Raw genomic sequence first — 25,777 nt, forward strand, 5'->3', positions numbered from 1 at the left:
CGTAGCGTGGGATAGGCAACTTCGGACGAGTCCGAAGGCCCGGCGCGGCGAACAAACGCCTTTGCTATACTCCGCGCATGATAGCGAAAATCAATGACAACCGCGCGCTCGCGCTCGCCCGCGACGTGCTCGACATCGAGGCCGACGCCGTGCGCGCGCTGCGCGACCAGCTCGACGGCGACTTCGTCCAGGCCGTCGCGCTGCTGCTCGGCTGCCGCGGCCGCGTGGTGGTTTCCGGAATCGGCAAATCGGGGCATATCGCCCGCAAGATCGCAGCAACGCTGGCGAGCACCGGCACGCCGGCCTTCTTCGTCCACCCTGCCGAGGCCAGCCACGGCGACCTCGGGATGGTCACCTCCGACGACGTCTTCATCGGCATCTCCTATTCCGGCGAATCCGAAGAACTCGTCGCGATCCTGCCGCTCGTGAAGCGGATCGGCGCGAAGCTGATCGCGATCACGGGCCGCGCGGAGTCGAGCCTCGGCACGCTCGCCGACGTGAACCTGAACGCTGCGGTCTCGAAAGAGGCCTGCCCGCTGAACCTTGCGCCCACCGCGAGCACGACCGCCGCGCTCGCGCTCGGCGACGCGCTCGCCGTTGCCGTGCTCGATGCACGCGGCTTCGGTTCGGAAGATTTCGCGCGCTCGCACCCGGGCGGCGCACTCGGCCGGCGCCTGCTCACCTACGTGCGCGACGTGATGCGCTCGGGCGACGACGTCCCGTCCGTCGGGCTCGACGCAACGCTGTCGGATGCGCTGTTCCAGATCACCGCGAAGCGCCTCGGCATGACCGCCGTGGTCGACGCCGGCGGCAAGGTCGTCGGTATCTTCACGGACGGCGACCTGCGCCGCGTGCTCGCGCGCGACGACGACTTCCGCACGTTGTCGATCACCGACGTGATGACGCGCGACCCGCGCACGATCGCACCGGATCACCTGGCAGTCGAGGCCGTGGAACTGATGGAGCGCTATCGGATCAACCAGATGCTGGTGGTCGATGCCGACGGCGCGCTGATCGGCGCGCTGAACATGCACGACCTGTTTTCGAAGAAGGTGATCTGATGAGCGCAGCGCTGACTGCGGCCGAACGCGCGAGCCGCGTGAAGCTGATGATTTTCGACGTCGACGGCGTGCTGACCGACGGCGGCCTGCTGTTTACAGCGGCCGGCGACACGATGAAGTCGTTCAATTCGCTCGACGGCCACGGCGTGAAGCTGCTCGGCGAAGCCGGCATCGCAACCGCGATCATCACGGGCCGCCGCTCGGAAATCGTCGCGGCACGCGCGAAGGAAATGAAGATCGCGCACCTGTTCCAGGGCGTCGAGAACAAGCTCACCGTATTCACCGACCTGATCGCATCGCTCGGCCTTACCGCCGACCAGTGCGGCTACATGGGCGACGACTGGCCCGACCTGCCCGTGATGCTGCGCTGCGGCTTCGCGACGGCCCCCGCGAATGCGCACCCCGAGGTGATCGCCCGCGCGCACTGGGTGGCCGAGGCCCGTGGCGGCCAGGGCGCCGTGCGCGAAGTCTGCGACGCGATCCTGCGCGCGCAGCGCCGCTACGACGCGCTGCTCGCGGCCGCCTGCGGAGCCTGACGGATGAACACGCATTTCCGCTGGACCCAGCTGCTGCCGCTCGTCGCGGTCGCCGCGCTCGCGGGCATCACGTGGTGGCTGCTGCAGGCCACGCTGCCGCCGCCCGGCGAAGGCACCGTGCAGCCGAAGCGCCACACGCCCGACTATTTCGCGGACAACTTCTCGGTCACCGAGCTCGACCAGTCCGGCTCGACCCAGTATCGGCTGACGGCCGCGAAGCTGATCCATTACGAAGACACTGAAGACAGCGACCTGACCGATCCGGCCATGCGCGCGTTCCAGCCCGGCAAGCCCGTCGTGACGACCACCGCGAAGCGCGGCACCGTCAACGGCGACGTGTCGATCGTCGATTTGTACGACAATGCGCGCATCCTCCGTGCGGCCGGCGGCGGCGATCCGCAGATGCAGGCCGATTCCCAGCATTTCCGGATCTTCGTCAATGACGATGTGATCCAGACCGAAAAGCCGGTTAAACTTCAGCGCGGCCTGTCGCTCGTCAATGCGACCGACGGCATGAAGTACAACAACGTCACCCGGGTCATCGAGCTTTACGGCAACGTGCGCGGCACGATCGCCGCCGCGGACACGTCCGGCGGCTCGAAAGGTCAACCCAAGTGACGCATCCCTCACGTGACTGCATGAACGAACCGTTCCCTCGACAGATTTCCGGCGGCGCTGCGCGCGCCGTCCGCGCCGCGCTCGCCGCGACGCTCGTGGCGCTCCCGCTGGTCGGGCTGGCGCCGCTCGCCCATGCCGAGAAGGCCGACCAGAGCAAGCCGATCAACGTCGAGGCAGACAACCTGACCTATGACGACCTGAAGCAGGTCACGGTCGCGACCGGCAACGTCGTGATCACGAAGGGCACGATCATCATCAAGGGCGATCGCGTCGAAGTGCGCCAGGATCCGGAAGGCTATCAGTACGCCACTTCGTTCGGCAGCGGCAAGAAGCACGCGACGTTCCGCCAGAAGCGCGAAGGCCTCGACGAATACATCGACGGCGACGCCGAGCGCATCGACTACGACGGCAAGCAGGATCTCACCACCCTGACCACCGCCGCGACCGTGCGCCGCCTGCAGGGCACGTCGACTATCGCCGATACCGTGCACGGCAGCGTGATCACGTACGACGGCCAGCGCGACTTCTACACCGCGAAGGGCGGCAAGGATGTCGCCGCACCGGGCAACCCGAACGGCCGCGTGCGCGCGATGCTGTCGCCGAAGAACGGCGGCCCCGCGCCGCTGAACGGCGCGCCGGCGAAGCTGTCGCCGTCGACCACGATCCAGGGAGCGCCGGGCCAATGAACGCGCTACCGAACCGTCAGCCGGCCGGCACCACGAGCTCGCTCGTGGTCCGCAACCTGAAGAAGCGCTACGGCACGCGCACGGTCGTCAAGGACGTGTCGCTCGACGTGAAGAGCGGCGAAGTCGTCGGCCTGCTCGGCCCGAACGGCGCCGGCAAGACCACGTCGTTCTACATGATCGTCGGCCTCGTGCCGCTCGACGCGGGCGAGATCTCGCTGAACGGCAGCTCGATCAGCCTGCTGCCGATCCACAAGCGCGCGTCGCTCGGCCTGTCGTACCTGCCGCAGGAAGCGTCCGTGTTCCGCAAGCTGACCGTCGAGGAAAACATCCGCGCGGTGCTCGAGCTGCAGCACGGCGAAGACGGCAAGCGGCTGTCGAAGGACGCGATCTCGTCGCGCACCGAAGCGCTGCTCGACGAGTTGCAGATCGGCCACCTGCGCGAGAACCCCGCGCTGTCGCTGTCGGGCGGCGAGCGGCGTCGGGTCGAAATCGCGCGCGCGCTCGCGACCAACCCGAACTTCATCCTGCTCGACGAACCGTTCGCCGGCGTCGACCCGATCGCGGTGCTCGAGATCCAGAAGATCGTCAAGTTCCTGAAGCAGCGCAACATCGGCGTGCTGATTACCGATCACAACGTCCGCGAAACGCTCGGCATCTGCGATCACGCCTACATCATCAGCGACGGCTCGGTGCTCGCCGCCGGTGCGCCGAGCGAAATCATCGAAAACGAAAGCGTGCGCCGCGTGTACCTCGGCGAGCACTTCCGGATGTAACTCCCTCCTCGTGGCTGGCTGCACCCCGCCCGGCGTCGCCGCGCGGGGCCGCGCCCTGCTTCGCGGCCATGCCCGCGGCCGGGCGGCGCGCCGCGCGTAATCGCGGATGGCTCAACGCGCCTGGGTCGTGGCAAACTGCCGGTATGACTCCCTCCTCGCCATGAAAGCCAGCCTTCAACTCCGCCTGTCGCAACATCTGGCGCTGACACCCCAGCTACAGCAGTCGATCCGGCTCCTGCAGTTGTCGACGCTCGAATTGCAGCAGGAAGTCGCGATGGCCGTCGCGCAGAACCCGCTGCTCGAGAACGACGACGAATGGATCGCGAGCCCGCTGCGTGTCGCAGCGGACGGATCGTTGATCGCGCAGACGCCTCCCGCCCAGAACACCGAGCCCACTTCGACAAGCAGCAGTTCGTCGAGCGATCGCGCCGAACGTGACGAGCCGGCCGGCGCGGACGAATACGACGGTTATGCATCCGGCGACGGCAACGACGGCCCGCAGTGGAACCTCGACGAATTCGGCCGCTCGAGCGGCGCGTCCGACGACGACGATCTCCCGCCGCTGCAGGTGCAGGAAGCGGCGACGTCGCTGCGCGACCACCTGTCCGCGCAGTTGCGCGTCACGCAGGCCGGCCCGCGCGATCGCGCGCTCGTGATGTTCCTGATCGAATCGCTCGACGACGACGGCTATCTGACCGCCACGCTCGACGAAGTGCTCGCCGACCTGCCGCCCGAGCTGGAGATCGACTGCGACGAACTGAACGCGGCGCTCGCGCTGCTGCACAGCTTCGACCCGGCCGGGGTCGGCGCCCGCTCCGCATCCGAATGCCTGAAGCTGCAGTTGCTGCGCCTCGATCCGTCCCCGACGCGCACGCTCGCGCTCGAGATCGTGTCGCAGCATCTCGAACTGCTCGCCGCCCGCGACTTCACGCGGTTGCGCAAGCACCTGAAGGCGAGCGACGACGCGCTGCGCGACGCACACACGCTGATCCGCTCGCTGGAGCCGTTCCCCGGCGCCGCATACGGCAGGGCCGAGGCCGACTACGTCGTGCCCGACATCATGGTGAAGAAGGCCGGCCAGGGATGGCTCGCGGAACTCAATCCGGAGGTCGTGCCGCGCCTGCGGATCAACAACCTCTACGCGAACATCCTGCGCAACAGCCGCGGCGATCCGTCGGCCGGTTCGCTCAAGCAGCAGCTCCAGGAAGCACGCTGGCTGATCAAAAACATCCAGCAGCGATTCGACACGATCCTGCGTGTCGCGCAGGCTATTGTCGAGCGTCAAAAGAACTTCTTTGCGCACGGTGAAATTGCCATGCGCCCCTTGGTTTTGCGGGAAATAGCTGATACGCTGGGCCTACACGAGTCGACTGTCAGCCGTGTGACAACCGGGAAGTACATGCTGACCCCGTTCGGGACGCTTGAATTTAAGTACTTCTTCGGATCTCACGTCTCGACCGACACCGGTGGCGCCGCCTCGTCGACCGCCATCCGAGCCCTGATCAAGCAACTGATAGGAGCTGAAGACCCAAAATCGCCACTTTCGGATAGCCGCATTGCCGAGCTGCTGGCAGAACAGGGGTTCGTGGTCGCGCGCCGCACGGTTGCGAAATATCGCGAAGCCCTCAAGATCCCGGCAGTCAATCTGCGAAAGTCTCTTTAGGCCTGCTGCCTGCCCGGCGGCAGGCGTGTTCCGGCCACCGCGCACACGGGGAACAGGCCGGGCGACTTGTCAGCGATACGCCGCCACGTGCGGCACGGGCAAGTCGACCGGAGCGCCGCCTCGATGCGGCCGGGTGGTCACTCGCTTGGAGAAGCACTATGAACCTGAAGATCAGTGGACATCATCTCGAAGTCACGCCTGCAATTCGCGAATACGTGATCACCAAGCTGGACCGGGTGCTACGGCATAGCGATCAGGTGATCGATGGCACTGTGATCCTCTCGGTCGACAATCACAAGGAAAAGGACAAGCAGCAGCGCGCGGAAATCAACCTGCACCTGAAGGGCAAGGACATCTTCGTCGAAAGCGCGAACGGCAACCTGTACGCCGCGATCGATTTGCTGATCGACAAGCTGGATCGCCAGGTCGTCAAGCACATGGAGCGCCTGCAAACGCACGCGCACGACCCGATCAAGCTTCAACCGTCGATCGACCAGATCGAACTGCCGCCGCAGTAACCTTCACCGCAACACACACGTCGCCCGGTTCGCCGGGCGTTTTTTTTGCGACTCCGCGCCCGTGGTGCAACCGGTCCGTCCGCACTGCGCCACGCACGCGGCTGTGCTCTATAATGTTCCGGTTATCGCCGGGGGGGGCGCTGGATGCGGTAGCTGCCTTGCAGGTTGCCGATGCCGAACGCCTTGATATCGCGGAACATGGATAATCAGTCTGCCGCCGCAAGGAGACCCCAGGCCGCCCAATCGCCTGCCAACATGAATCGCCTAGCCAAAATCCTGCCCATAGAGAACGTCGTCATCGACCTCTCAGTAACCAGCAAGAAACGCGTGTTCGAACAAGCCGGGCTGATGTTCGAGAATCAGAACGGCATCGCCCGCAGCACCGTCACGGACAACCTGTTCGCGCGCGAGCGCCTCGGCTCGACCGGGCTCGGCGAAGGTGTCGCGATTCCGCACGGGCGCATCAAGGGTCTCAAGCACCCGCTCGCCGCGTTCGTCCGGCTCGCCGATGCAATCCCGTTCGAAGCCCCCGACGGCCAGCCGGTCGGCCTCCTGATTTTCCTGCTCGTGCCCGAGCAAGCCACCCAGCAGCACCTCGAGATCCTGTCGGAAATCGCGCAACTGCTGTCCGATCGCGACGCGCGCGAGCGTCTGCACAACGAAACGGATATCGCCGAGTTGCATCGCCTGCTCACTCAGTGGCAACCTTGAGTTGATCCGGGCGGATTATTTTCCCTTACGAGGCGGCGCACGCCGCCGTCCAGGGCCGCCCGGCGCCGGCCCGGCATGGCGACGTCCGTCGCCGCGCGCATGCACCGGCCCATTGGAGTGACGGAGTAGTCATGGATACGTCCAGCATCAACGCCCAGAGCATCTTCGACGACAACGCGGCCACGCTGAAACTGAGCTGGCTGACGGGGCATGAAGGCTGGGAACGCGGCTTTTCGGCCGACACCGTCGGCAATGCAACCTCGAGCGCCGACCTCGTCGGCCACCTGAACCTGATCCACCCGAACCGGATCCAGGTGCTCGGCGAAGCCGAAATCGACTACTACCAGCGCCAGACCGACGAAGACCGCTCGCGCCACATGGCCGAGCTGATCGCCCTCGAACCGCCGTTCCTCGTCGTCGCCGGCGGCGCTGCCGCCCCGCCCGAACTCGTGCTGCGCTGCACGCGCTCGTCGACCCCGCTGTTCACGACGCCGATGTCGGCCGCCGCGGTGATCGACAGCCTGCGGCTCTACATGTCGCGGATCCTCGCGCCGCGCGCGACGCTGCACGGCGTGTTCATCGACATCCTCGGGATGGGCGTGCTGCTGACCGGCGATTCGGGCCTCGGCAAGAGCGAACTCGGCCTCGAGCTGATCAGCCGCGGCCACGGCCTCGTCGCCGACGACGCGGTCGATTTCGTCCGACTTGGCCCCGATTTCGTCGAAGGGCGCTGCCCGCCGCTGCTGCAGAACCTGCTCGAAGTGCGCGGACTCGGCCTGCTCGACATCAAGACCATCTTCGGCGAAACCGCCGTGCGGCGAAAAATGAAGCTGAAGCTGATCGTCCAGCTCGTGCGGCGCCCCGACGGCGAATTCCAGCGCCTGCCGCTCGAAAGCCAGACCGTCGACGTGCTCGGTTTGCCGATCAGCAAGGTCACGATCCAGGTTGCGGCCGGCCGCAACCTCGCGGTACTCGTCGAGGCGGCCGTCCGGAACACGATCCTGCAGTTGCGCGGAATCGACACGTTGCGCGATTTCATGGATCGGCAACGACTCGCGATGCAAGACCCCGACAGTCAATTCCCCGGCAAACTCGTGTAACCCGCACGCGCCGGCCACGCAACGCCGACGCGTCGAGCCGGTGCTATGATGAAACGTCAGGATTCTCTGCTTCCCATGCGCATCGTCCTCATCACCGGCATCTCCGGCTCAGGCAAGTCCGTCGCGCTGAACGCGCTCGAAGACGCAGGCTATTACTGCGTCGACAACCTGCCGCCGCACGTGCTCCCCGAACTTGCCCGCTACCTCGCCGAGGATGGCCAGCACCGGCTCGCGGTCGCGATCGACGCGCGCTCGAGCGCCTCGCTCGACGAAATGCCCGGCCTGATCCGCGAGCTGTCGCGCGAGCACGACGTGCGCGTGCTGTTCCTCAACGCGAGCACCCAGTCGCTGATCCAGCGCTTCTCCGAAACGCGCCGCCGCCATCCGCTGTCCGGCTCGCTGTCGCACGATGCGGACGTCGGCCTGCTGTCGTCGCTCGAGGAAGCGATCGAGCGCGAACGCGACCTCGTCGCGCCGCTTGCCGAATTCGGCCACCAGATCGACACGAGCACGCTGCGCGCGAACGCGCTGCGTACGTGGGTCAAGCGCTTCATCGAGCAGAAGAACAACGACCTGATGGTGATGTTCGAATCGTTCGGCTTCAAGCGCGGCGTGCCGCTCGACGCCGACCTGATGTTCGACGTGCGCGCGCTGCCGAATCCGTACTACGACCACGAGTTGCGCCCGCTCACCGGGCTCGACCAACCGGTCATCGCCTTTCTCGACGCACTGCCGATCGTCCACCAGATGATCGACGACATCCATGCGTTCCTGATGAAATGGCTGCCGCACTTCCGCGATGACAACCGCAGCTACCTGACCGTCGCCATCGGCTGCACGGGCGGGCAGCATCGTTCGGTGTTCATCGCGGAAACGCTCGCCGCGCGCCTTGCGCGCGAGGCGAACGTGATCGTGCGGCATCGTGACGCGCCAGTGGATGTCGACGCGTCGTCGCGGCTCGTCTCCGAGGTCGACCGACCCTAGAGACGCACGCCCCAACGCCCGCGCGCCATGTCCTCCCTATCGACCACCCTGATCGACCTGCCGCTGTTTCCGCTGCACACGGTGCTGTTTCCGGGGGGCCTGCTCCCGCTCAAGGTGTTCGAGGCGCGCTATCTCGACATGTCCCGCGCGTGCCTGCGCGACGACGCGCCGTTCGGCGTGTGCCTGCTGAAGAGCGGGCCCGAAGTCGCGCAGGACGGTGCGGTGTCCGTGCCCGAGACCATCGGCTGCATGGCGCGCATCACCGAGTGCGATACCGGCGAATTCGGCATGCTCTATCTGCAGGCAATCGGCACGCAGCGTTTCGAGCTGCTGTCGTATCGCGTCGAAGGCAACGGGCTGCTGGTCGGCATCGCGGAGCCGCTGCCTGACGACATCCCGCTCGAAGGCGAGCAGACGCTCGCTCAATTCGGCTCGTGCGCCGAAGTGCTCGAGCGCATCATCAACGCGCTGAAGAAGTCCGATCCGGAGAAAATGCCGTTCGGCGAACCGTTCCGCCTCGACGATCCAAGCTGGGTGTCGAACCGCCTCGCGGAGCTGCTGCCGCTCGACCTGCGCGCGCGGCAGAAGCTGATGGAGTTTCCGGACGTCGGCGCGCGCATCGATGCCGTGCACCACGTGCTCGACCGGCACGGCTGGCTATAGCGCGCCCCGGACCTGTCGCTTCGCACGAAACTTCGGGGGACGTCCCTCAAGGGACTTCCTTCGGGATGGAAAACCGACGGTGGCCGGCGTTGTCTTGAGCGCCCCCAAGACCGCCACGTCGTGCCAGGCCTCCGAACGGACTTCCTTCGGCGCGGAAAACATCGGGCGGCCCCGCGTTTCCTTGAAAGCGCGCCCCTCCCCCTTCGTTACAGCAGCGGCCCGCTCAGCGCATCGAGCAGCTTGCGCACGGGCGCCGGCACGCCGTACGCGTCGAGCCGGCTCAGCGGAACCCAGGCAGTGTCCGCATCCCGCGCACCCGACGGCAGGCCATCACCATCGGCCATGTCGCTCAGCCGCGGCTCGATCTCGAGCCGGAAATGCGTAAACGTGTGCGTGAGCGGCGCGAGCGGCACCGTGCCGCCGCCGCCGAAGCCCCGCGCGAGTTCCGCGAGCGCGGCGTCGCCGTCCGCTTGCGGCAGGCTCCACAGCCCGCCCCAGATGCCGGTCGGCGGCCGCCGCTCGAGCAGCACGGCGTCACCGTCGCGCAGCACGAGCATCCAGGTCTTGCGCGTCGGCACGGCCTTCTTCGGCCGCGCGGCCGGCAGTTCGCGCTGGCGGCCCGTCGATTGCGCGACGCAGTCGCCCGCGAACGGGCAACGCACACAATCGGGCTTGCCGCGCATGCACAGCGTCGCGCCGAGATCCATCAGCCCCTGCGTATACGCGCTCACGTCGGCCGCATTCGCGGCGTCGGGCAACAGCGATTCGGCGAGCGCCCACATGTCGTTCTCGACCCGCTTCTCGCCCGGAAACCCTTCGACGCCGAACACGCGCGCAAGCACGCGCTTCACGTTGCCGTCGAGGATCGTCGCGCGCGCGCCGTAGGCGAACGACGCGATCGCGGCGGCCGTCGAGCGGCCGATGCCCGGCAGTTCGGCCAATGCGTCGGGCGTTGCAGGAAATGCGCCGCCATGCTCGGCGACGACGACCTGCGCGCAGCGGTGCAGGTTGCGCGCGCGCGAGTAGTAACCGAGCCCCGCCCACAGCGCCATCACGTCGTCGGTCGGCGCGGCCGCGAGTGCGGCGACGTCCGGGTAGCGTTCGAGAAAGCGCGTGTAGTACGGGATGACGGTCGATACCTGCGTCTGCTGCAGCATGATTTCCGACAGCCAGATCCGGTACGGATCGCGAGTGTTCTGCCACGGCAGATCGTGGCGGCCATGCTCGCGCTGCCACGCGACCAGGCGTGTGGCGAACGTGCGGTGCAGCGGCGTGACGGGGAACGGAGCGGGGGCGATGCGGGGCGGCTTCAAGTTATCTGATCTTGGAAAAAGGTTTCAACGCTGGCAGGTCGGGCAGAAATAAGTCGACCGTTGGCCCTGCACGATCTGGCGAATCGGCGTGCCGCATACGCGGCATGGCTGGCCCGCACGGTCGTAGACAAAGCAGTCGAGCTGGAAATAGCCGCTTTCGCCGTTGCTGCCGACAAAATCGCGCAACGTGCTGCCACCACGCTCGATCGCGTCGGCGAGCGTCGCGCGCACCGCATCGGCCAGCCGCTCGTAGCGCGGCAGCGAGACCTTGCCGGCGGCCGTCGTCGGCCGGATGCCGGCGCGAAACAGGCTCTCCGACGCATAGATGTTGCCGACGCCGACGACCATGTCGCCCGCAAGCAGCGCCTGCTTGACCGACACGGTGCGGCCGCGCGTGCGCGCGTGCAGCAGCGCGCCGGTAAACGCCGGCGAGAACGGCTCGACGCCGAGGCTCGCGAGGAGCGGATGCGCATGCACGTCGCCCGCTTCGCGCGGGTGCCACAGCACCGCGCCGAAGCGGCGTGGATCGCGGAACCGCAGCACGAATTCGTCGAAGATCCAGTCGATGTGGTCATGCTTCGCGGCGACCGGTACGCCATCGGCGGGCAGCACGCGCAGCGTGCCCGTCATGCCCAGATGGACGATGAACCAGCCCGCATCGACCTCGAACAGCAGGTACTTGCCGCGACGCTCGACGGCGAGCACCTCGCGCGCGCGCAACTGCTCGGCGAGCCCTGCCGGCACGGGCCAGCGCAACATCGCGGTACGGACGTCGACACGCTCGACACGGCGGCCCGCGACAAAGGGCTCGATGCCCCGGCGCGTGACTTCGACTTCTGGCAACTCTGGCATTGTTTGCGGGTCTGAGACTGGATTCACGATCGTGCGTGTATTGTAGCGAGCGCGTTACAATCGGTTGAAACATCGAACGGATTTCCATGACCCTGCCCTCGAAGCTGCTTCAGAAGCGCCCCGCCGCCGTGCGCGGCGCGCGCGCCTTCCCGGTCCGCCGTGCACTCGGCGCCGCGTTGTTTGCCGCCTGGACCCTCACCGCCTTCCCGGCCCATGCGCAGGATCCGGCATCGGACGACGCGGAGCCGCAGGGCGCGTTCGAGCATGTGATACCGGACGAGCAGAAGAATCTCCCCGGTGTGCCGCTGACGAGCCAGATCGTCTACCAGGTGCTCGCCGCCGAGGTCGCGCTCCAGCGCAACCAACCGGCGCCGGCCTACCAGACCTACCTCGCGCTCGCCCGCGACACGCGCGATCCGCGCATGGCGCAGCGCGCGACCGAGATCGCGCTCGGCGCGCAAAGCCCCGCCGACGCACTGTCCGCCGCGAACCTGTGGCGCCAGTACGCACCCGATTCGAACCGGGCGTCGCAGGTCGACGCCGCGCTGCTGGTGCTCGCCGGCAAGCCGGCTGACGCACAGCCGATGCTCGCGCGCGAGCTGGCCCGGGCAACCGGCGAGACGCGCGGCCCGGCGATCCTCGCGCTGCAGGCACTGCTCGTGCGCGGCCCCGACCGCGTCGGCGGCCTCGCGGTGCTGAAGGACATGCTGAAGAGCGATCTGAACCGGCCCGAGGCACAGCTCGCGATCGCGCGCCAGCAGCTTGCGGTCGACGACAAGGACGGCGCCGCGCAGTCGCTGAAGCAGGCGCTGGCGCTGCGCCCCGACTACCTGCCGGCGGCGCTGATGCTGTCGCAGATGGGGCCTGCGGAACGCGCGGCGGGCATCGCGTCGTTCGAGAAGTATGTTCAGCAGAATCCGAAGTCGCGCGATGCGCGGCTCGCGCTGTCGCAGCTCTATCTCGCCGACGATCGCCTCGACGACGCGCAGAAGCAGTTCGAGACGATGCGCAAGCTCGACTCGAAGGATCCGACGCCGCTGATGGCGCTCGCGCTGATCAAGATCCAGCAGAAGAAGCTCGACGAAGCGACCGCCTACCTGAAGCAGTACGTACAGCTCGGCGACAAGCAGCCGAACCTCGACGTCGGCCAGGGTTACATCTACCTCGCGCAGATCGCGATCGACCAGGACAACGACGCGCAGGCGTCGCAATGGCTCGACAAGGTCGACCAGACGAGCCAGCACTACCTCCCCGCGCAGATCACGCGCGCGCAACTGCTGCAGAAACAGGGCAAGACCGACGAGGCGCGCAAGGTGCTCGACGACCTGCCGATCACGGATCCGCGCGATGCGGCCGTGGTCGCACGCACCGACGCGTCGATCCTGTTCACCGCGAAGCGCTATCCCGAAGCCGAGGCGCGGCTCGGGCAGGCGGTCCAGGACTTCCCGGACGATCCCGACCTGCGCTACGACTACGCGATGGCGGCCGAAAAAACCGGCCACTACACGACGATGGAAAAGCAGTTGCGCGAGTTGATCCGCACGCAACCCGACAATCCGCAGGCGTACAACGCGCTCGGCTATTCGCTCGCCGACCGTAACCAGCGGCTGCCCGAAGCCAGCAAGCTGATCGACAAGGCGATGACGCTCGCGCCGAACGACGCCTACATCATGGACAGCCTCGGCTGGGTGAAGTACCGGATGGGCGATACGGCCGGCGCGGCGACGGTGCTGCGGCGTGCGTACGAACTGCAGCCGAACGCCGAGATCGGCGCGCATCTCGGCGAAGTGCTGTGGAAGAGCGGCGCGCAGGACGACGCACGTTCCGCGTGGCGTGCCGCGCAGAAGCTCGAGCCGGACAACGACACGCTCGTGCAGACGCTGAAACGCCTGCAGGTCAACGGTCTCTGATGCAGATGTTCCCGACGTTTTCCCTGTCCTCCCGCGCGCAGCGCACGCTGGCCGCAGCCGGCGCGGCGCTCGCGCTCGCTGGCTGCGCGAGCACGCCGCCGTCAGCAAGCGCGCCGACGGGTGCGGCACTGCAGACCGCCGCAACGCACGCCTACCACGGCCGCTTCGCAGTCCAGTACGACGATCGTCTCGGCAAGCAGCAGAACGTGTACGGCAACTTCGACTGGCAGGAGCACGGCGACGACGTGTCGCTCGAGCTGCGCAGCCCGCTCGGCCAGACGCTCGCGGTCGTGAAATCGACGCCGCAGGCGGCATCGCTCGAATTGCCGAACCGTCCGACGCAATATGCGCCGGACGTCGGCGACCTGATGCAGAAAACGCTCGGCTTCGAACTGCCTCTCGCGGGCCTGCGCTACTGGCTGCAGCCTACGCCCGCACCCGCGACGCCCGCGGAGACGGTGCGCGATCCGGCCGACGGCACGCGCGTCAAGCAGATCCGCCAGGACGGCTGGACGATCGACTACCTCGCCTACGCGGATGCCCCGGCCACGGGCGTCAAACGCGTCAACCTCGTGCGCGCGACACCGCCGCTCGACATCAAGCTCGTGCTCGATCAGTGAGCACCGGCCCAGCCCAGACATACGCATGACCGATTCGACCCGCTCGCTGCGCAATTGCCTCGCGCCCGCGAAACTCAACCTGTTCCTGCACATCACCGGCCGCCGTCCGAACGGCTATCACGATCTGCAGAGTGTGTTCCAGTTGCTGAACTGGGGTGACACGTTGCACTTCACGCTGCGCGACGACGGTCGCGTTGCGCGCGTCACTGACGTGCCCGGCGTGCCCGAGGAAAGCGACCTCGTCGTGCGTGCGGCCAACCTGCTGAAAGCGCATACGGGCACCGCACACGGCGTCGACATCGAGATCGACAAGTGCCTGCCGATGGGGGCAGGCCTCGGCGGCGGCAGCTCCGACGCGGCGACGACACTGCTCGCGCTGAACCGCCTGTGGCAACTCGGCCTGCCGCGCGCCGAGCTTCAGTCGCTCGCGGTAAAACTCGGCGCAGACGTTCCGTTTTTTATTTTTGGAAAAAATGCGTTCGCAGAGGGTATCGGAGAGGAATTAGCTGAGGTACAATTGCCGACTCGCTGGTTCTTGGTTGTGACGCCACGCGTTCATGTCCCGACCGCTGAAATATTTTCAGATGAGTTGTTGACAAGAGATTCGAAGCGCGTCACAATTACGGACTTTCTTGCACAGCAAAGCAGCGACGCGGGATGGCCAGATAGCTTCGGTCGGAACGATATGCAGCAAGTTGTGACAAGTAAGTACGCGGAAGTTGCGCAGGTGGTCAAATGGTTGTATGATGTGACCCCCGCGAGGATGACCGGCTCCGGAGCAAGCGTGTTTGCAGCGTTTCGCAGCAAACATGAGGCAGAAGCGGCGCAAGCCAAGCTGCCCACCGGTTGGAACGGTGCAGTTGCCGAGAGCCTGAACGAGCATCCGCTCTTCGCTTTCGCGTCATGAAGTTTTACTTTGCCGGATGGCCTACACGAGTCCGGTGAAGTTATCAGTTAAGTGTAGGGGAGTCGCCAAGTTGGTCAAGGCACCGGATTTTGATTCCGGCATGCGAGGGTTCGAGTCCTTCCTCCCCTGCCAAAAATTTTCCCGCATTTCCCGCCTAAGCCCGAAGCAGGTGCACGATGAGCAGCCATGACGGCCTGATGGTTTTTACTGGCAACGCGAATCCCGCGCTCGCCCAGGAAGTCGTCAATATTCTTGGAATCCCCCTCGGCAAAGCAATGGTCAGCCGTTTCTCCGACGGCGAGATCCAGGTCGAGATCCAGGAAAACGTGCGTGGCAAGGACGTCTTCGTCCTGCAATCCACGTGCGCACCGACGAACGACAACCTGATGGAACTGATGATCATGGTCGATGCGCTCAAGCGCGCATCCGCCGGCCGGATCACTGCAGCCATCCCCTACTTCGGCTACGCCCGTCAGGATCGCCGCCCGCGTTCGGCGCGCGTCGCGATCTCGGCGAAGGTCGTCGCGAACATGCTGGAAATCGCCGGCGTCGAGCGGATCATCACGATGGATCTGCACGCCGACCAGATTCAGGGCTTCTTCGACATCCCGGTCGACAACATCTACGCAACGCCGATCCTGCTGGGTGACCTGCGCAAGCAGAACTACTCGGATCTGCTCGTCGTGTCGCCGGACGTCGGCGGCGTGGTGCGTGCCCGGGCACTCGCGAAGCAGCTCAACTGCGATCTCGCGATCATCGACAAGCGTCGCCCGAAGGCGAACGTCTCCGAAGTGATGAACATCATCGGTGAAGTCGAAGGCCGCACCTGCGTGATCATGGACGACATGGTCGATACGGCAGGCACGCTCTGCAAGGCCGCGCAAGTGCTGAAGGAGCGCGGCGCGAAGCAGGTATTCGCATACGCGACGCACCCGGTGCTGTCGGGTGGCGCAGGTGATCGCATCGCCGCGTCGGCACTCGACGAGCTGGTTGTCACCGACACGATCCCGCTGTCCGCCGAATCACTCGGCTGCTCGAAGATCCGTGCGCTGACGAGCGCGAGCCTGCTGGCCGAGACGTTCTCGCGGATCCGCCGCGGCGATTCGGTGATGTCGCTGTTCGCGGAATCCTGATCGCGAATCGACTGAACAAAGCATGCGCAGAAAGCGAAGCGGCAACGCTTCGCTTTTTGCACAATCGGACGGGATAGACGAAACCCCGGCCGTTTCATCAGGGGCCGCCGTTTGACGGCCCCGTTTTACTGCCTGGTCGCGGGCAGCTATTGGAGAATTACATGAAAGTCGTCGCTTTCGAGCGCCAAGAGCAAGGTACGGGTGCGAGCCGCCGCCTGCGCAACGCTGGCAAGACCACGGGTATCGTTTACGGTGGCGAAGCAGCCCCGCAAAAGATCGAACTCGATCACAACGCCCTGTGGCACGCCCTGAAGAAGGAAGCTTTCCACTCGTCGATCCTCGACCTCGAAGTGGCTGGCGCGTCGCAACAGGTTCTGCTGCGCGACGTGCAATACCACCCGTTCAAGCAACTGGTGCTGCACGTGGACTTCCAGCGCGTTGATGCGAAGAAGAAGCTGCACACGAAGGCACCGCTGCACTTCCTGAACGCAGAAGTCAGCCCGGCCGTGAAGCTGTCGAGCGCGATCGTTTCGCACGTCGCGACGGAAATCGAAATCGAGTGCCTGCCGGCTGACCTGCCGGAGTTCCTCGAAGTCGACCTGTCGAAGATCGAAGCCGGTCAATCGCTGCACGCGAAGGACATCACGCTGCCGAAGGGCGTCGCGCTGGTTGCACACGTCGAAGCAGAAAACCCGGTTGTCGCATCGGCGACGATCCCGGCTGGTGCCGTGTCGGACGCAGGCGGCGAAACGCCGGCTGCCTAAGCGGCCGCCTACGCGCCCCATCGATCCGTTTCACGAAACGGTCGACGCAACCCGCCGCGGCTTGCCCGGCGGGTTTTTCTTTTTCTGCGCCCAGGCGGCCGTTGCCGCCTTCGAAACGTCATGATCAAACTGATCGTCGGCCTCGGCAATCCCGGGGCGGAATACACCGCGACGCGCCACAATGCCGGCTTCTGGCTGATCGACCAGCTCGCCCGCGAAGCAGGCACGACGCTGCGCGACGAACGCCGCTTCCATGGCTTCTACGCGAAAGCGCGCCTGCACGGCGAGGAAGTCCACCTGCTCGAGCCGCAAACCTACATGAACCGCTCCGGCCAGTCGGTCGTCGCGCTCGCGCAATTCTTCAAGATCCTGCCCGACCAGATCCTCGTCGCGCACGACGAGCTCGACCTGCCGCCCGGCACCGTCAAGCTGAAGCTCGGCGGCGGCAGCGGCGGCCACAATGGCCTAAAGGACATCTCCGCGCACCTGTCGTCGCAGCAGTACTGGCGGCTGCGGATCGGCATCGGCCATCCACGCGACCTGATTCCGGAAAGCGCCCGCGCCGGCGCGAAGCCCGATGTCGCGAACTTCGTGTTGAAGCCGCCGCGCCGCGAAGAGCAGGATGTGATCGACGCGTCGATCGAACGCGCGCTCGCCGTGATGCCGATGGTCGTCAAGGGCGAACTCGACCGCGCGACGATGCAGCTGCATCGCAACTGACCGCAGCGCACCGCTACGGTGCATCGCGCCGTCCGGCGTCGCCGGGCGCCCCCGCCCGCCCCACCCTGCGCGCACATGCGGTAATCTGGTCGCTTTGCCCGACAGGAGCCAAGCGGTGAGCCGTTACTGGAGCGACGTCGTTCAGCAACTCGTGCCTTACGTGCCGGGCGAGCAGCCCGCGCTCGCACACCCCGTCAAGCTGAACACCAACGAGAATCCCTATCCGCCGTCACCGCGCGTCGTCGCGGCGATCGCGCGCGAACTCGGCGCGACCGGCGACACGCTGCGCCGCTATCCCGACCCGGTTGCCCGCGCGCTGCGCGAGACGGTCGCGGCCCATCACCGTATCAAGCGCGAACAGGTGTTTGTCGGCAACGGCTCCGACGAAGTGCTCGCGCATGCATTCCAGGCGCTGCTCAAGCACGACCGGCCGCTGCGCTTCCCTGACATCACGTACAGCTTCTATCCGACCTATGCGCGCCTGTACGGCGTCGAGACGACGATCGTGCCGCTCGCGGACGACTTCTCGATCCGTGTCGACGACTATCTCGACGATGCCGGCGGCGTGCTGTTTCCGAACCCGAACGCGCCGACCGGGCGCGCACTGCCGCTCGCGGACGTCGAACGGATCGCGGCCGCGAATCCGTCGTCGGTCGTCGTGATCGACGAAGCCTATGTCGACTTCGGCGCGCAGTCCGCGATTGCGCTGATCGACCGCTACCCGAACCTGCTCGTCGTGCACACGACGTCGAAGGCGCGCTCGCTTGCGGGCATGCGCGTCGGCTTCGCATTCGGCGATGCAGCGCTGATCGACGCGCTGAACCGCGTGAAGGACAGCTTCAATTCGTACCCGCTCGACCGGCTCGCGCAGGTCGCCGCGCAGGCAGCCTATGAAGACACCGACTATTTCGACGCGACCTGCCGGCGCGTGATCGACAGCCGGACGCGGCTCACGCATGCGCTCGGCGCGCTCGGCTTCGACATCGTGCCGTCGGCCGCGAATTTCGTGTTCGCACGCCATCCCGCGCACGATGCGGGCACGATCGCGGCGAAACTGAAGGAACGGGAAATTTTCGTGCGGCACTTCGCGCTGCCGCGGATCGACCAGCACCTGCGCATCACCGTCGGCACCGATGCCGAATGCGATGCGCTCGTCGCAGCGTTGCGCGAGCTGCTGGCCTGACACGAATGAACCGGCGCCAGGCGGCGCCGATCCGGATGCGTGACGTGCGCGCCGAAGAACTCAAGCGCGCGCGTCAGCACGGGTCACGACGCGTCGTCGCCCTTCACGGCGATCAACGCGTGATACTTCTCCATCAATTGCGCGTGCGATTCGTCATGTTGCGGATCGCGCGGAATGCATTCGACCGGACACACCTGCTGGCACTGCGGTTCGTCGAAATGGCCGACGCACTCGGTGCACTTGTTCGGATCGATCACGTAGATGTCCGTGCCCATCGAAATCGCGCCGTTCGGGCACTCGGGCTCGCACACGTCGCAATTGATGCACTCGTCGGTAATCATCAAAGCCATACTGATCTCACTTCTTCAGGCCGGCGGCCGGCTTCGCAACGAAACCGGCCGGCGCCGCATCATGCGGCAGGGCCTCCCATCGCCGTCACTTTCTCGGTCAGCCACTTCTCGACGGACGGGAACACGAACTTGCTGACATCGCCGCCCAACTGCGCGATTTCGCGCACGATCGTCCCCGAGATGAACTGGTACTGATCGGACGGCGTCATGAACATCGTCTCGACGTCGGGCAACAGGTAACGGTTCATCCCCGCCATCTGGAACTCATACTCGAAATCGGACACGGCGCGCAGGCCGCGCACGATCACGCGTGCGTTGTTGGTGCGGACGAAGTCCTTCAGGAGGCCGGTGAAACTCATCACCTTCACGTTCGGATAATGGCCGAGCACCTCGTTCGCAATCGTCAGACGTTCTTCCAGCGAGAAAAACGGCTTTTTCGCGCGGCTGTCGGCCACACCGACCACCAGCGTATCAAAAATGCTCGACGCACGCCGCACGAGGTCTTCGTGCCCGCGCGTCAGCGGATCGAACGTACCGGGATACACGGCGACTACCATGTCGCTCCTCCTGTCATCACGCAAACGGGATGGCAGCCGTGCGATGCGCACGCCACTGCCGAGATGGGCATGCGTCGCCTTTGCGGCGCGCCGCCTCGTATCGAACGCGCATTATTCATCATTTTCGCGCCGCAGCAAATGATAGTGAACCGCACCGGCCTTGCCGTGCTTCACGACCTGCCAGCCCGCGAGCGCGTCGTGTGCGGCCGGATCGAGTTCCGCCCCCGTCTCGACGTACAGCGCACCGTTCTCCGCGACGAGCGGCGCCGACAGCGCGATCGCGCGCTCGAGCGCAGCGGAATCGCCGAACGGCGGATCGAGAAACACGACGTCGAACGCACCCGGCGTGAGCCCGCCCGCGAGCCGCAGCGCATCGGCTTCGGCAACCTCGACCGAGCGGGCGCCGAGCTTGTCCTTGATCGCACGCAGCTGCTGCGCCGCGCGCGGATGGCGCTCGACCATCACGACGCTCGCCGCGCCGCGCGACGCGGCCTCGAAACCGAGCGCGCCGGTGCCCGCGAACAGGTCGAGGCAACGCCAGCCTTCGAGATCCTGGCCGAGCCAGTTGAACAGCGTCTCGCGCACACGATCGGGCGTCGGCCGCAGGCCGTCGAGATCGAGCACCGCGAGCGGCGTGCGTTTCCAGTCACCGCCGATGATGCGGATCGTGTGCGGCTTGCCGCGGCCGGAAGGGGCCGCCGGGCGGCCGGGAGAGGAACGGGACATACGGAATATCGACGACGGAGGGACCGGGCGCGCGCAGGGGCGCACCGCTAAACAGGCGCACGTTACCACAGCGGCGGCGCACACTGACGCGAGCGCCTCGCCGCACTGATAAAATGCACGGTTTCGGCCGCCGTGCGCCGCGCCCGCGCGAACGCAGGACGGCCCGTCCGGTGCCCCGCCCCTGGTGGCGGCCCGCCCTCTTCCCGACGTCAGACCATGTTCAGCTTCTTCAAACGATTCAAGAAAACGCAGGAGCCCGATCCGGCGGAATCGCAATCGGCCGACGCGCAGCAAACGGACGAACCGTCCGATGGGCCCGCGGTCGAAGCCCCGCCTGCGGCCGAAGTGCCGCAAGCGCCGGCGCAACCGGCCGCGCCGGCCGTCGTGATGACGGTCACGCCGACCAACGACGGCCGCGACGAAGTCGTCGAGACGGTTGAAATCGTTCCGCCGCCGCTGCAGGACGCCACCGCGAAGAAGTCGTGGCTCGCACGCCTGAAAACGGGGCTCGCCAAGACGGGCACGAGCATCACCGGCGTCTTCGTCAACACGAAGATCGACGAGGATCTGTACGAGGAGCTCGAAACCGCGCTGCTGATGTCCGACGCGGGCGTCGACGCGACCGAGTACCTGCTCGGCGCGCTGCGCGAAAAGGTGCGCGTGGGCCGTCTGACCGACCCGCAGCAAGTGAAGGCCGCGCTGCACGACCTGCTCGTCGAACTGCTGATGCCGCTCGAGAAATCGCTGATGCTCGGCCGCGCGCAACCGCTCGTGATGATGATCACCGGCGTGAACGGCGCGGGCAAGACGACCAGCATCGGCAAGCTCGCGAAGCATCTGCAGAGCTTCGACCAGTCGGTGCTGCTGGCCGCGGGCGACACGTTCCGCGCGGCAGCACGCGAGCAGCTCGTGGTCTGGGGCGAGCGTAACAACGTGACGGTCGTGCAGCAGGAAAGCGGCGATCCGGCCGCGGTGATCTTCGACGCGGTCAGCGCCGCGCGTGCGCGCAAGATCGACGTGATGATGGCCGACACGGCCGGCCGCCTGCCGACGCAGCTCCACCTGATGGAAGAGCTGAAGAAGGTGAAGCGCGTGATCGCGAAGGCGCACGACGGCGCGCCGCATGAAGTACTGCTGGTGATCGACGCGAACACCGGCCAGAACGCGCTTACGCAGGTCAAGGCATTCGACGACGCGCTCGGCCTCACCGGCCTCATCGTCACGAAGCTCGACGGCACCGCGAAGGGCGGGATTCTCGCTGCGATCGCACGGCAGCGCCCGGTGCCGGTCTACTTCATCGGCGTCGGCGAGAAGGTCGAGGACCTGCAGCCGTTCAGCGCGGTCGAATTCGCGGACGCGCTGCTCGGCTGAACACCGCCGGCACGCATCGCACAGGGCGCCTTCGGGCGCCCTTTTTTCATGCGCGCCCGGTCATGCATGCCGGGCACACCGCGCTCATTCGGCGTCGGGCTGCGCGCCGGGCTCGGCGGCCTTGAACGCATCGAGCGTCGCCGCATGGTCGACGATCCGCTGGATCGTCGGATAGCGTGTCGTGTCGATCGAGAAGCGGTTCGCGTTGAACACTTGCGGCACGAGGCACACGTCGGCGAGCGTCGGCGTGTCGCCGAAGCACAGCTTGCCGGTGCGCGGATCGCTCGCGAGACGTGTCTCGAGCGATTCGAAGCCCGCCTCGATCCAGTGCCGGTACCACGCGTTCTTCGCCTCTTCGGGCACCTTCAGCGTGTGCTTCAGGTACTTCAGCACGCGCAGGTTGTTGAGTGGATGGATTTCGCACGCGATCTGCAGCGCGACCGCGCGCACGTACGCGCGATCGACCGGCTGCTTCGGCAGCAGCGGCGGTTCCGGATGGGTTTCCTCGAGATATTCGATGATCGCGAGCGACTGCTGCAGCGTCGCCTCGTCGTCGATCAGCGTCGGCACGACCGCGTCCGGATTCAGCGCGCGGTACGCGTCCTTCAGTTGCTCCCCCCCGTCGCGCAGCATGTGCACGGGAACATAGTCGAACGGCAGCTGCTTCAGGTTCAGGGCGATCCGCACGCGGTACGACGCGGAACTGCGGAAATAGCTGTAGAGCTTCATGGGTTGTCTCTCGTAGTCGTATTCGGCCGGCAACGGCACAGGCGCGGCGCAGCCGGCGCGCGCACCGCCGGGAACCAGAGTGTAGCGCGCCGCGATGCGCGACCTCGCTTGCGCCGCCCGCGCCCGTGCGATACTCGGGGCATTCCTTACCGCTCACAGCGCGGCCCGATGCCGGCCGCCCGCCCCACGCCCCGATGACCGCTTCCCACGATCCCGCCGCCGTTCCGTTCCCGTGCGCCCGCTTCATCAAGGAAATCGGCCGTGGCCCGCACGGCGCGCGCGCGCTGTCCGCCGAGGACACGTTCGAACTCTATCGCGCGATGCTCGACGCGCGCGTGTCGGACGTCGAACTCGGCGCGATCCTGATCGCCTATCGGCTGAAGGGCGAATCCGCCGACGAGCTGGCCGCGATGCTCGCCGCCGCGCAGGCGTCATTCGAACCGGTGCACGTGCAGGACGCGGCGTTCCGCCCCGTATCGATCCCGAGCTACAACGGCGCGCGCAAGCAGCCGAACCTCGTGCCGCTGCTCGCACTGCTGCTCGCACGCGAAGGCGTGCCGGTGCTCGTGCATGGTGTCGCGCAGGATCCGGGCCGCGTGACGAGCGCGGAGATCTTCTCGGCGCTGTCGCTCGCGCCGTCGACGTCCCACGACGCGATCGAGGACACGCTTGCCGAGCGCCGCGTCGCGTTCGCGTCGATCGAGGTGCTGGCGCCGCGCATCGCCCACCTGCTGTCGATGCGCAGCGTGCTCGGCGTACGCAATTCGACGCACACGCTCGTGAAGATCCTGCAGCCGTTCGCGCCGGCCGGCCTGCGGCTCGTCAACTACACGCACCCGCCATACCGCGACAGCCTCGCGCAGCTGTTCCGCGACCATCCGGACGCCGCGCTCGGCGGCGCGCTGCTGGCACGCGGCACCGAGGGCGAAGCCGTGGCCGACACGCGGCGTCAGGTGCAGGTCGACTGGCTGCACGACGGCGTGTGCGACACGCTGATCGAGGCCGAACGTTCGTCGACCGATGCGCCCCCCGTCCCCCTGCCCGAATCGCGCGATGCGGCCACGACGGCCGCGTGGACGGACGCCGTATTGCGCGGCGAGGTGCCGGTGCCCGACACGGTCGCACGGCAGGTCGCGACGATCGTGCAGATCGCCCGCATCGCGCGCTGACGGCACGCTCGCGAACCGCCTCGGCATGCCGTGCATTTGACACGCGAGCGCATCCTGGCATAGAGTTGCTCTCATGCGTTCCTTTCCGAACACCCTCCGAATTACCTCCGGCCGCCTAGCGCGGCCGCTATCGCTACGACTAGCCTAAGGCTGTCGTAGCGCCGTGTGCTGTCCGCACGGTCCCTCCCAGCAGTTCCTCGCAGTACCCCTCTCGTAGTTTTTACAACCGAAGTCGTCAGCATTCGTCCGTCTATCCGTCGGCCGATTCGCGAAGATCATCCGCATCCGCGGCGCAATTGCGCGCGGCGGTGCGAGGCAGCGCCAACCGTCGCCCATGCCGCCCGTCTTCGCTCGCGACTTGAGACCCGAGGTCCAGAAGATGCAGCGCAATCCGCAAGACAAGTACCGTCCGTTCGAGCCCGTCCGCCTCAATGGCCGCAAATGGCCGTCGCGCACCATCGAGCGCGCGCCTGTCTGGATGAGCACCGACCTGCGCGACGGCAACCAGTCGTTGATCGAGCCGATGAGCATCGAGCAGAAGCTCGAGTTCTTCGAGATGCTGGTCGCGATCGGGTTCAAGGAGATCGAAGTCGGTTTTCCGTCGGCGTCGCAAACCGACTTCGATTTCGTCCGCAAGCTGATCGACGACAAGCGGATTCCTGACGACGTGACGATCGAAGTGCTCGTGCAGGCGCGCGAAGACCTGATCGCACGCACGTTCGACGCACTCGAAGGCGTGCCGCGCGCGATCGTGCACCTGTACAACGCGGTCTGCCCGTCGTTCCGCCGCATCGTGTTCGGGATGTCGAAGGCCGACGTGAAGGCGCTCGCGGTCGACGGCACGCGCATCATCAAGGAACACGCCGCCGCGCGCCCCGACACGCAGTGGACCTTCCAATACTCGCCGGAAACCTTCAGCATGACCGAGCTGACGTTCGCGCGCGAGATCTGCGACGCGGTCGCGCAAACCTGGCGCCCGACCCGCGACCACAAGATGATCGTCAACCTGCCGGCCACCGTCGAAGCCGCGAGCCCGAACGTGTTCGCCGACCAGATCGAGTGGATGGACCGCAACCTCGCGTATCGCGACAGCATCGTGCTGTCCGTGCATCCGCACAACGACCGCGGCACCGCGGTCGCGGCGGCCGAGCTTGCGCTGCTCGCGGGCGCCGATCGCATCGAGGGTTGCCTGTTCGGCAACGGCGAGCGTACCGGCAACGTCGATCTCGTCACGCTCGCGCTGAATCTCTACACGCAGGGCATCGATCCGGGCCTCGATTTCTCCGACATCGACGCCGTGCGCCGCGTCGTCGAACGCTGCAACCAGATTCCCGTGCATCCGCGCCATCCGTACGCAGGCGACCTCGTGTTCACCGCGTTCTCGGGCTCGCACCAGGACGCGATCCGCAAGGGCTTCGCGCAGCAGCGCCCCGACGCGGCCTGGGAAGTGCCTTACCTGCCGATCGACCCGGCCGACCTCGGCCGCAGCTACGACGCGGTGATCCGCGTGAACAGCCAGTCCGGCAAGGGCGGCGCGACATTCCTGCTCGAACGCGGGATGGGCTTCACGCCGACGCGCCGCGTGCAGATCGAATTCAGCCATGCGGTACAGACGCTTGCCGACGCGTCCGGCGAGGAAGTGACGGGCGACGCGATCTGCGCGCTGTTCGCGCGCGAATTCTTCGACACCGACGGGCCGGCCACGCGTCACGGCAACGGCGCACGCTGGCAGAACCGCGAGATCGCGGCGGCGCCCACGGCGGACACGGCGCCAGACGATGTCGTGCGACGTTTGGCCGCGGCATTCGCGGCGACCGCCGGCGCCGCGATCGACGTCGCGTCGTGCGAACACGCGCGCACGACGGACGGGCGGATCGCGGTATCGGTGGGCTGCCGGGTCGGCGATGCGCCGCTGCGGCACGGTGTCGGCGTGCACGCCGATGCGGCGGGCGCCGCGCTCGATGCGCTCGTCAGCGCGATCAACCGCTCGGCCTGGCACTGCGCGGATCGGCGTGCGGCGGCCTGACGGCCAGGTTCCGATTCAGGGTTCAAACGTCAGCGAGCGAGGCGTGACCGCCCGTGCGCCGCGCGATCCGCGCTGCACGAGGCGACAAAAAGCGGCCCAGAAGGCCGCTTCGGTCGAGACATGAAAAGGAGCGC

General features: G+C 66.5%; 27 protein-coding genes and 1 tRNA gene. 22 read left to right on the forward strand and 6 right to left on the reverse strand.

Annotated features, from left to right (window positions below; translation table 11 throughout):
- Positions 1–77: 77 nt before the first annotated feature.
- From kdsD to HAV18_RS35120, 11 genes are all read left to right on the forward strand, one after another.
- Positions 78–1,061 carry an arabinose 5-phosphate isomerase KdsD gene (gene kdsD / locus HAV18_RS35070; protein ID WP_166965030.1) on the forward strand — a complete coding sequence of 328 codons (984 nt, stop codon included), beginning with the start codon at positions 78–80 and terminating at the stop codon, positions 1,059–1,061.
- Positions 1,061–1,597, forward strand: a complete 537-nt coding sequence (locus tag HAV18_RS35075) for an HAD family hydrolase (protein ID WP_011353221.1) — start codon at positions 1,061–1,063, stop codon at positions 1,595–1,597. Before kdsD ends, HAV18_RS35075 begins: the two co-directional genes overlap by 1 nt.
- Positions 1,598–1,600: 3 nt before the next feature.
- A complete protein-coding gene (lptC, locus tag HAV18_RS35080) occupies positions 1,601–2,215 on the forward strand; it encodes an LPS export ABC transporter periplasmic protein LptC (RefSeq protein ID WP_166965032.1) in 615 nt (204 codons plus the stop codon).
- Between the two features lie 20 nt (positions 2,216–2,235).
- Positions 2,236–2,901, forward strand: a complete 666-nt coding sequence (lptA, locus tag HAV18_RS35085) for a lipopolysaccharide transport periplasmic protein LptA (RefSeq protein WP_166965034.1) — start codon at positions 2,236–2,238, stop codon at positions 2,899–2,901.
- On the forward strand, positions 2,898–3,674 hold the full coding sequence (lptB, locus tag HAV18_RS35090; protein ID WP_166965036.1) for an LPS export ABC transporter ATP-binding protein: 777 nt from the start codon (positions 2,898–2,900) through the stop codon (positions 3,672–3,674). The genes lptA and lptB overlap by 4 nt, the downstream gene beginning before the upstream one ends.
- A gap of 160 nt (positions 3,675–3,834) precedes the next feature.
- Complete coding sequence (locus tag HAV18_RS35095; RefSeq protein ID WP_166965038.1) at positions 3,835–5,337, forward strand: RNA polymerase factor sigma-54; 1,503 nt, start codon at positions 3,835–3,837, stop codon at positions 5,335–5,337.
- A 158-nt stretch (positions 5,338–5,495) separates the two neighbouring features.
- Positions 5,496–5,855, forward strand: a complete 360-nt coding sequence (gene hpf / locus HAV18_RS35100; RefSeq protein WP_006477786.1) for a ribosome hibernation-promoting factor, HPF/YfiA family — start codon at positions 5,496–5,498, stop codon at positions 5,853–5,855.
- Positions 5,856–6,026: 171 nt separating this feature from the next.
- Complete coding sequence (locus tag HAV18_RS35105) at positions 6,027–6,566, forward strand: PTS sugar transporter subunit IIA (RefSeq protein WP_166965040.1); 540 nt, start codon at positions 6,027–6,029, stop codon at positions 6,564–6,566.
- Positions 6,567–6,697: 131 nt separating this feature from the next.
- Positions 6,698–7,666 (forward strand): HPr(Ser) kinase/phosphatase, encoded by a 969-nt coding sequence (gene hprK, locus HAV18_RS35110; protein ID WP_011353227.1) that lies wholly within the window; start codon positions 6,698–6,700, stop codon positions 7,664–7,666.
- A gap of 75 nt (positions 7,667–7,741) precedes the next feature.
- Positions 7,742–8,650 carry an RNase adapter RapZ gene (gene rapZ, locus HAV18_RS35115; protein ID WP_166965042.1) on the forward strand — a complete coding sequence of 303 codons (909 nt, stop codon included), beginning with the start codon at positions 7,742–7,744 and terminating at the stop codon, positions 8,648–8,650.
- Between the two features lie 27 nt (positions 8,651–8,677).
- Positions 8,678–9,313, forward strand: coding sequence for an LON peptidase substrate-binding domain-containing protein (locus tag HAV18_RS35120; RefSeq protein ID WP_166965044.1), 636 nt, complete (start codon positions 8,678–8,680; stop codon positions 9,311–9,313).
- Positions 9,314–9,519: 206 nt separating this feature from the next.
- On the opposite strand, the gene mutY is transcribed toward HAV18_RS35120, so the two are convergent.
- On the reverse strand, positions 9,520–10,626 hold the full coding sequence (gene mutY, locus HAV18_RS35125; RefSeq protein WP_166965046.1) for an A/G-specific adenine glycosylase: 1,107 nt from the start codon (positions 10,624–10,626) through the stop codon (positions 9,520–9,522).
- A 24-nt stretch (positions 10,627–10,650) separates the two neighbouring features.
- The gene (mutM, locus tag HAV18_RS35130) at positions 10,651–11,478 is read right to left on the reverse strand and encodes a bifunctional DNA-formamidopyrimidine glycosylase/DNA-(apurinic or apyrimidinic site) lyase (protein ID WP_166965048.1); all 828 of its coding nucleotides are present in this window, start codon (positions 11,476–11,478) and stop codon (positions 10,651–10,653) included.
- Positions 11,479–11,564: 86 nt separating this feature from the next.
- On the opposite strand from mutM, the gene HAV18_RS35135 reads away from it, so the two are divergent.
- From HAV18_RS35135 to hisC, 8 genes are all read left to right on the forward strand, one after another.
- On the forward strand, positions 11,565–13,388 hold the full coding sequence (locus HAV18_RS35135) for a tetratricopeptide repeat protein (protein WP_166965050.1): 1,824 nt from the start codon (positions 11,565–11,567) through the stop codon (positions 13,386–13,388).
- Positions 13,388–14,008, forward strand: a complete 621-nt coding sequence (lolB, locus tag HAV18_RS35140) for a lipoprotein insertase outer membrane protein LolB (RefSeq protein ID WP_166965052.1) — start codon at positions 13,388–13,390, stop codon at positions 14,006–14,008. The genes HAV18_RS35135 and lolB overlap by 1 nt, the downstream gene beginning before the upstream one ends.
- Positions 14,009–14,033: 25 nt before the next feature.
- Positions 14,034–14,915: a 4-(cytidine 5'-diphospho)-2-C-methyl-D-erythritol kinase gene (ispE, locus tag HAV18_RS35145; protein ID WP_166965054.1), complete on the forward strand. Its 882-nt coding sequence runs from the start codon at positions 14,034–14,036 to the stop codon at positions 14,913–14,915.
- Between the two features lie 55 nt (positions 14,916–14,970).
- Positions 14,971–15,047 (forward strand) — tRNA-Gln (locus tag HAV18_RS35150).
- 44 nt (positions 15,048–15,091) lie between these two features.
- The gene (locus tag HAV18_RS35155; RefSeq protein WP_166965056.1) at positions 15,092–16,048 is read left to right on the forward strand and encodes a ribose-phosphate pyrophosphokinase; all 957 of its coding nucleotides are present in this window, start codon (positions 15,092–15,094) and stop codon (positions 16,046–16,048) included.
- A gap of 161 nt (positions 16,049–16,209) precedes the next feature.
- Positions 16,210–16,812 (forward strand): 50S ribosomal protein L25/general stress protein Ctc, encoded by a 603-nt coding sequence (locus tag HAV18_RS35160; RefSeq protein WP_166965058.1) that lies wholly within the window; start codon positions 16,210–16,212, stop codon positions 16,810–16,812.
- A gap of 120 nt (positions 16,813–16,932) precedes the next feature.
- Positions 16,933–17,532 (forward strand): aminoacyl-tRNA hydrolase, encoded by a 600-nt coding sequence (pth, locus tag HAV18_RS35165; protein WP_048246979.1) that lies wholly within the window; start codon positions 16,933–16,935, stop codon positions 17,530–17,532.
- A 115-nt stretch (positions 17,533–17,647) separates the two neighbouring features.
- A complete protein-coding gene (gene hisC / locus HAV18_RS35170; protein ID WP_166965060.1) occupies positions 17,648–18,715 on the forward strand; it encodes a histidinol-phosphate transaminase in 1,068 nt (355 codons plus the stop codon).
- Positions 18,716–18,798: 83 nt separating this feature from the next.
- On the opposite strand, the gene HAV18_RS35175 is transcribed toward hisC, so the two are convergent.
- The 3 genes from HAV18_RS35175 to rsmD all read right to left on the reverse strand — a co-directional run bounded on the left by HAV18_RS35175 (position 18,799) and on the right by rsmD (position 20,348).
- Entirely contained in the window at positions 18,799–19,065 is a 267-nt protein-coding gene (locus HAV18_RS35175; RefSeq protein ID WP_166965062.1) for a YfhL family 4Fe-4S dicluster ferredoxin, read from the reverse strand.
- 59 nt (positions 19,066–19,124) lie between these two features.
- Complete coding sequence (coaD, locus tag HAV18_RS35180) at positions 19,125–19,622, reverse strand: pantetheine-phosphate adenylyltransferase (RefSeq protein WP_021163047.1); 498 nt, start codon at positions 19,620–19,622, stop codon at positions 19,125–19,127.
- A gap of 111 nt (positions 19,623–19,733) precedes the next feature.
- Positions 19,734–20,348 carry a 16S rRNA (guanine(966)-N(2))-methyltransferase RsmD gene (rsmD, locus tag HAV18_RS35185; protein ID WP_166965064.1) on the reverse strand — a complete coding sequence of 205 codons (615 nt, stop codon included), beginning with the start codon at positions 20,346–20,348 and terminating at the stop codon, positions 19,734–19,736.
- 216 nt (positions 20,349–20,564) lie between these two features.
- On the opposite strand from rsmD, the gene ftsY reads away from it, so the two are divergent.
- Positions 20,565–21,719, forward strand: a complete 1,155-nt coding sequence (ftsY, locus tag HAV18_RS35190; RefSeq protein ID WP_166965065.1) for a signal recognition particle-docking protein FtsY — start codon at positions 20,565–20,567, stop codon at positions 21,717–21,719.
- A gap of 84 nt (positions 21,720–21,803) precedes the next feature.
- Here ftsY and maiA read toward each other — a convergent pair whose 3' ends face one another.
- A complete protein-coding gene (maiA, locus tag HAV18_RS35195) occupies positions 21,804–22,448 on the reverse strand; it encodes a maleylacetoacetate isomerase (RefSeq protein WP_166965068.1) in 645 nt (214 codons plus the stop codon).
- Positions 22,449–22,642: 194 nt separating this feature from the next.
- Between maiA and ybiB the strand changes: the two genes are divergently transcribed.
- Both ybiB and leuA read left to right on the forward strand, forming a co-directional pair.
- Positions 22,643–23,617 carry a DNA-binding protein YbiB gene (ybiB, locus tag HAV18_RS35200; protein WP_166965070.1) on the forward strand — a complete coding sequence of 325 codons (975 nt, stop codon included), beginning with the start codon at positions 22,643–22,645 and terminating at the stop codon, positions 23,615–23,617.
- Between the two features lie 379 nt (positions 23,618–23,996).
- Positions 23,997–25,643 carry a 2-isopropylmalate synthase gene (gene leuA / locus HAV18_RS35205; RefSeq protein ID WP_166965072.1) on the forward strand — a complete coding sequence of 549 codons (1,647 nt, stop codon included), beginning with the start codon at positions 23,997–23,999 and terminating at the stop codon, positions 25,641–25,643.
- The last annotated feature ends 134 nt before the right edge of the window (positions 25,644–25,777 follow it).

The sequence above is a fragment of the Burkholderia sp. D-99 genome (assembly GCF_011605345.1).
Lineage (GTDB): Bacteria > Pseudomonadota > Gammaproteobacteria > Burkholderiales > Burkholderiaceae > Burkholderia.

Coding starts and splice junctions, on each gene's coding strand:
- kdsD (WP_166965030.1), top strand. CDS start 78: ATGATAGCGAAAATCAATGACAACCGCGCGCTCGCGCTCGCCCGCGAC.
- HAV18_RS35075 (WP_011353221.1), top strand. CDS start 1,061: ATGAGCGCAGCGCTGACTGCGGCCGAACGCGCGAGCCGCGTGAAGCTG.
- lptC (WP_166965032.1), top strand. CDS start 1,601: ATGAACACGCATTTCCGCTGGACCCAGCTGCTGCCGCTCGTCGCGGTC.
- lptA (WP_166965034.1), top strand. CDS start 2,236: ATGAACGAACCGTTCCCTCGACAGATTTCCGGCGGCGCTGCGCGCGCC.
- lptB (WP_166965036.1), top strand. CDS start 2,898: ATGAACGCGCTACCGAACCGTCAGCCGGCCGGCACCACGAGCTCGCTC.
- HAV18_RS35095 (WP_166965038.1), top strand. CDS start 3,835: ATGAAAGCCAGCCTTCAACTCCGCCTGTCGCAACATCTGGCGCTGACA.
- hpf (WP_006477786.1), top strand. CDS start 5,496: ATGAACCTGAAGATCAGTGGACATCATCTCGAAGTCACGCCTGCAATT.
- HAV18_RS35105 (WP_166965040.1), top strand. CDS start 6,027: ATGCCGAACGCCTTGATATCGCGGAACATGGATAATCAGTCTGCCGCC.
- hprK (WP_011353227.1), top strand. CDS start 6,698: ATGGATACGTCCAGCATCAACGCCCAGAGCATCTTCGACGACAACGCG.
- rapZ (WP_166965042.1), top strand. CDS start 7,742: ATGCGCATCGTCCTCATCACCGGCATCTCCGGCTCAGGCAAGTCCGTC.
- HAV18_RS35120 (WP_166965044.1), top strand. CDS start 8,678: ATGTCCTCCCTATCGACCACCCTGATCGACCTGCCGCTGTTTCCGCTG.
- mutM (WP_166965048.1), bottom strand. CDS start 11,478: ATGCCAGAGTTGCCAGAAGTCGAAGTCACGCGCCGGGGCATCGAGCCC.
- HAV18_RS35135 (WP_166965050.1), top strand. CDS start 11,565: ATGACCCTGCCCTCGAAGCTGCTTCAGAAGCGCCCCGCCGCCGTGCGC.
- lolB (WP_166965052.1), top strand. CDS start 13,388: ATGCAGATGTTCCCGACGTTTTCCCTGTCCTCCCGCGCGCAGCGCACG.
- ispE (WP_166965054.1), top strand. CDS start 14,034: ATGACCGATTCGACCCGCTCGCTGCGCAATTGCCTCGCGCCCGCGAAA.
- HAV18_RS35155 (WP_166965056.1), top strand. CDS start 15,092: ATGAGCAGCCATGACGGCCTGATGGTTTTTACTGGCAACGCGAATCCC.
- HAV18_RS35160 (WP_166965058.1), top strand. CDS start 16,210: ATGAAAGTCGTCGCTTTCGAGCGCCAAGAGCAAGGTACGGGTGCGAGC.
- pth (WP_048246979.1), top strand. CDS start 16,933: ATGATCAAACTGATCGTCGGCCTCGGCAATCCCGGGGCGGAATACACC.
- HAV18_RS35175 (WP_166965062.1), bottom strand. CDS start 19,065: ATGGCTTTGATGATTACCGACGAGTGCATCAATTGCGACGTGTGCGAG.
- coaD (WP_021163047.1), bottom strand. CDS start 19,622: ATGGTAGTCGCCGTGTATCCCGGTACGTTCGATCCGCTGACGCGCGGG.
- rsmD (WP_166965064.1), bottom strand. CDS start 20,348: ATGTCCCGTTCCTCTCCCGGCCGCCCGGCGGCCCCTTCCGGCCGCGGC.
- ftsY (WP_166965065.1), top strand. CDS start 20,565: ATGTTCAGCTTCTTCAAACGATTCAAGAAAACGCAGGAGCCCGATCCG.
- maiA (WP_166965068.1), bottom strand. CDS start 22,448: ATGAAGCTCTACAGCTATTTCCGCAGTTCCGCGTCGTACCGCGTGCGG.
- ybiB (WP_166965070.1), top strand. CDS start 22,643: ATGACCGCTTCCCACGATCCCGCCGCCGTTCCGTTCCCGTGCGCCCGC.
- leuA (WP_166965072.1), top strand. CDS start 23,997: ATGCAGCGCAATCCGCAAGACAAGTACCGTCCGTTCGAGCCCGTCCGC.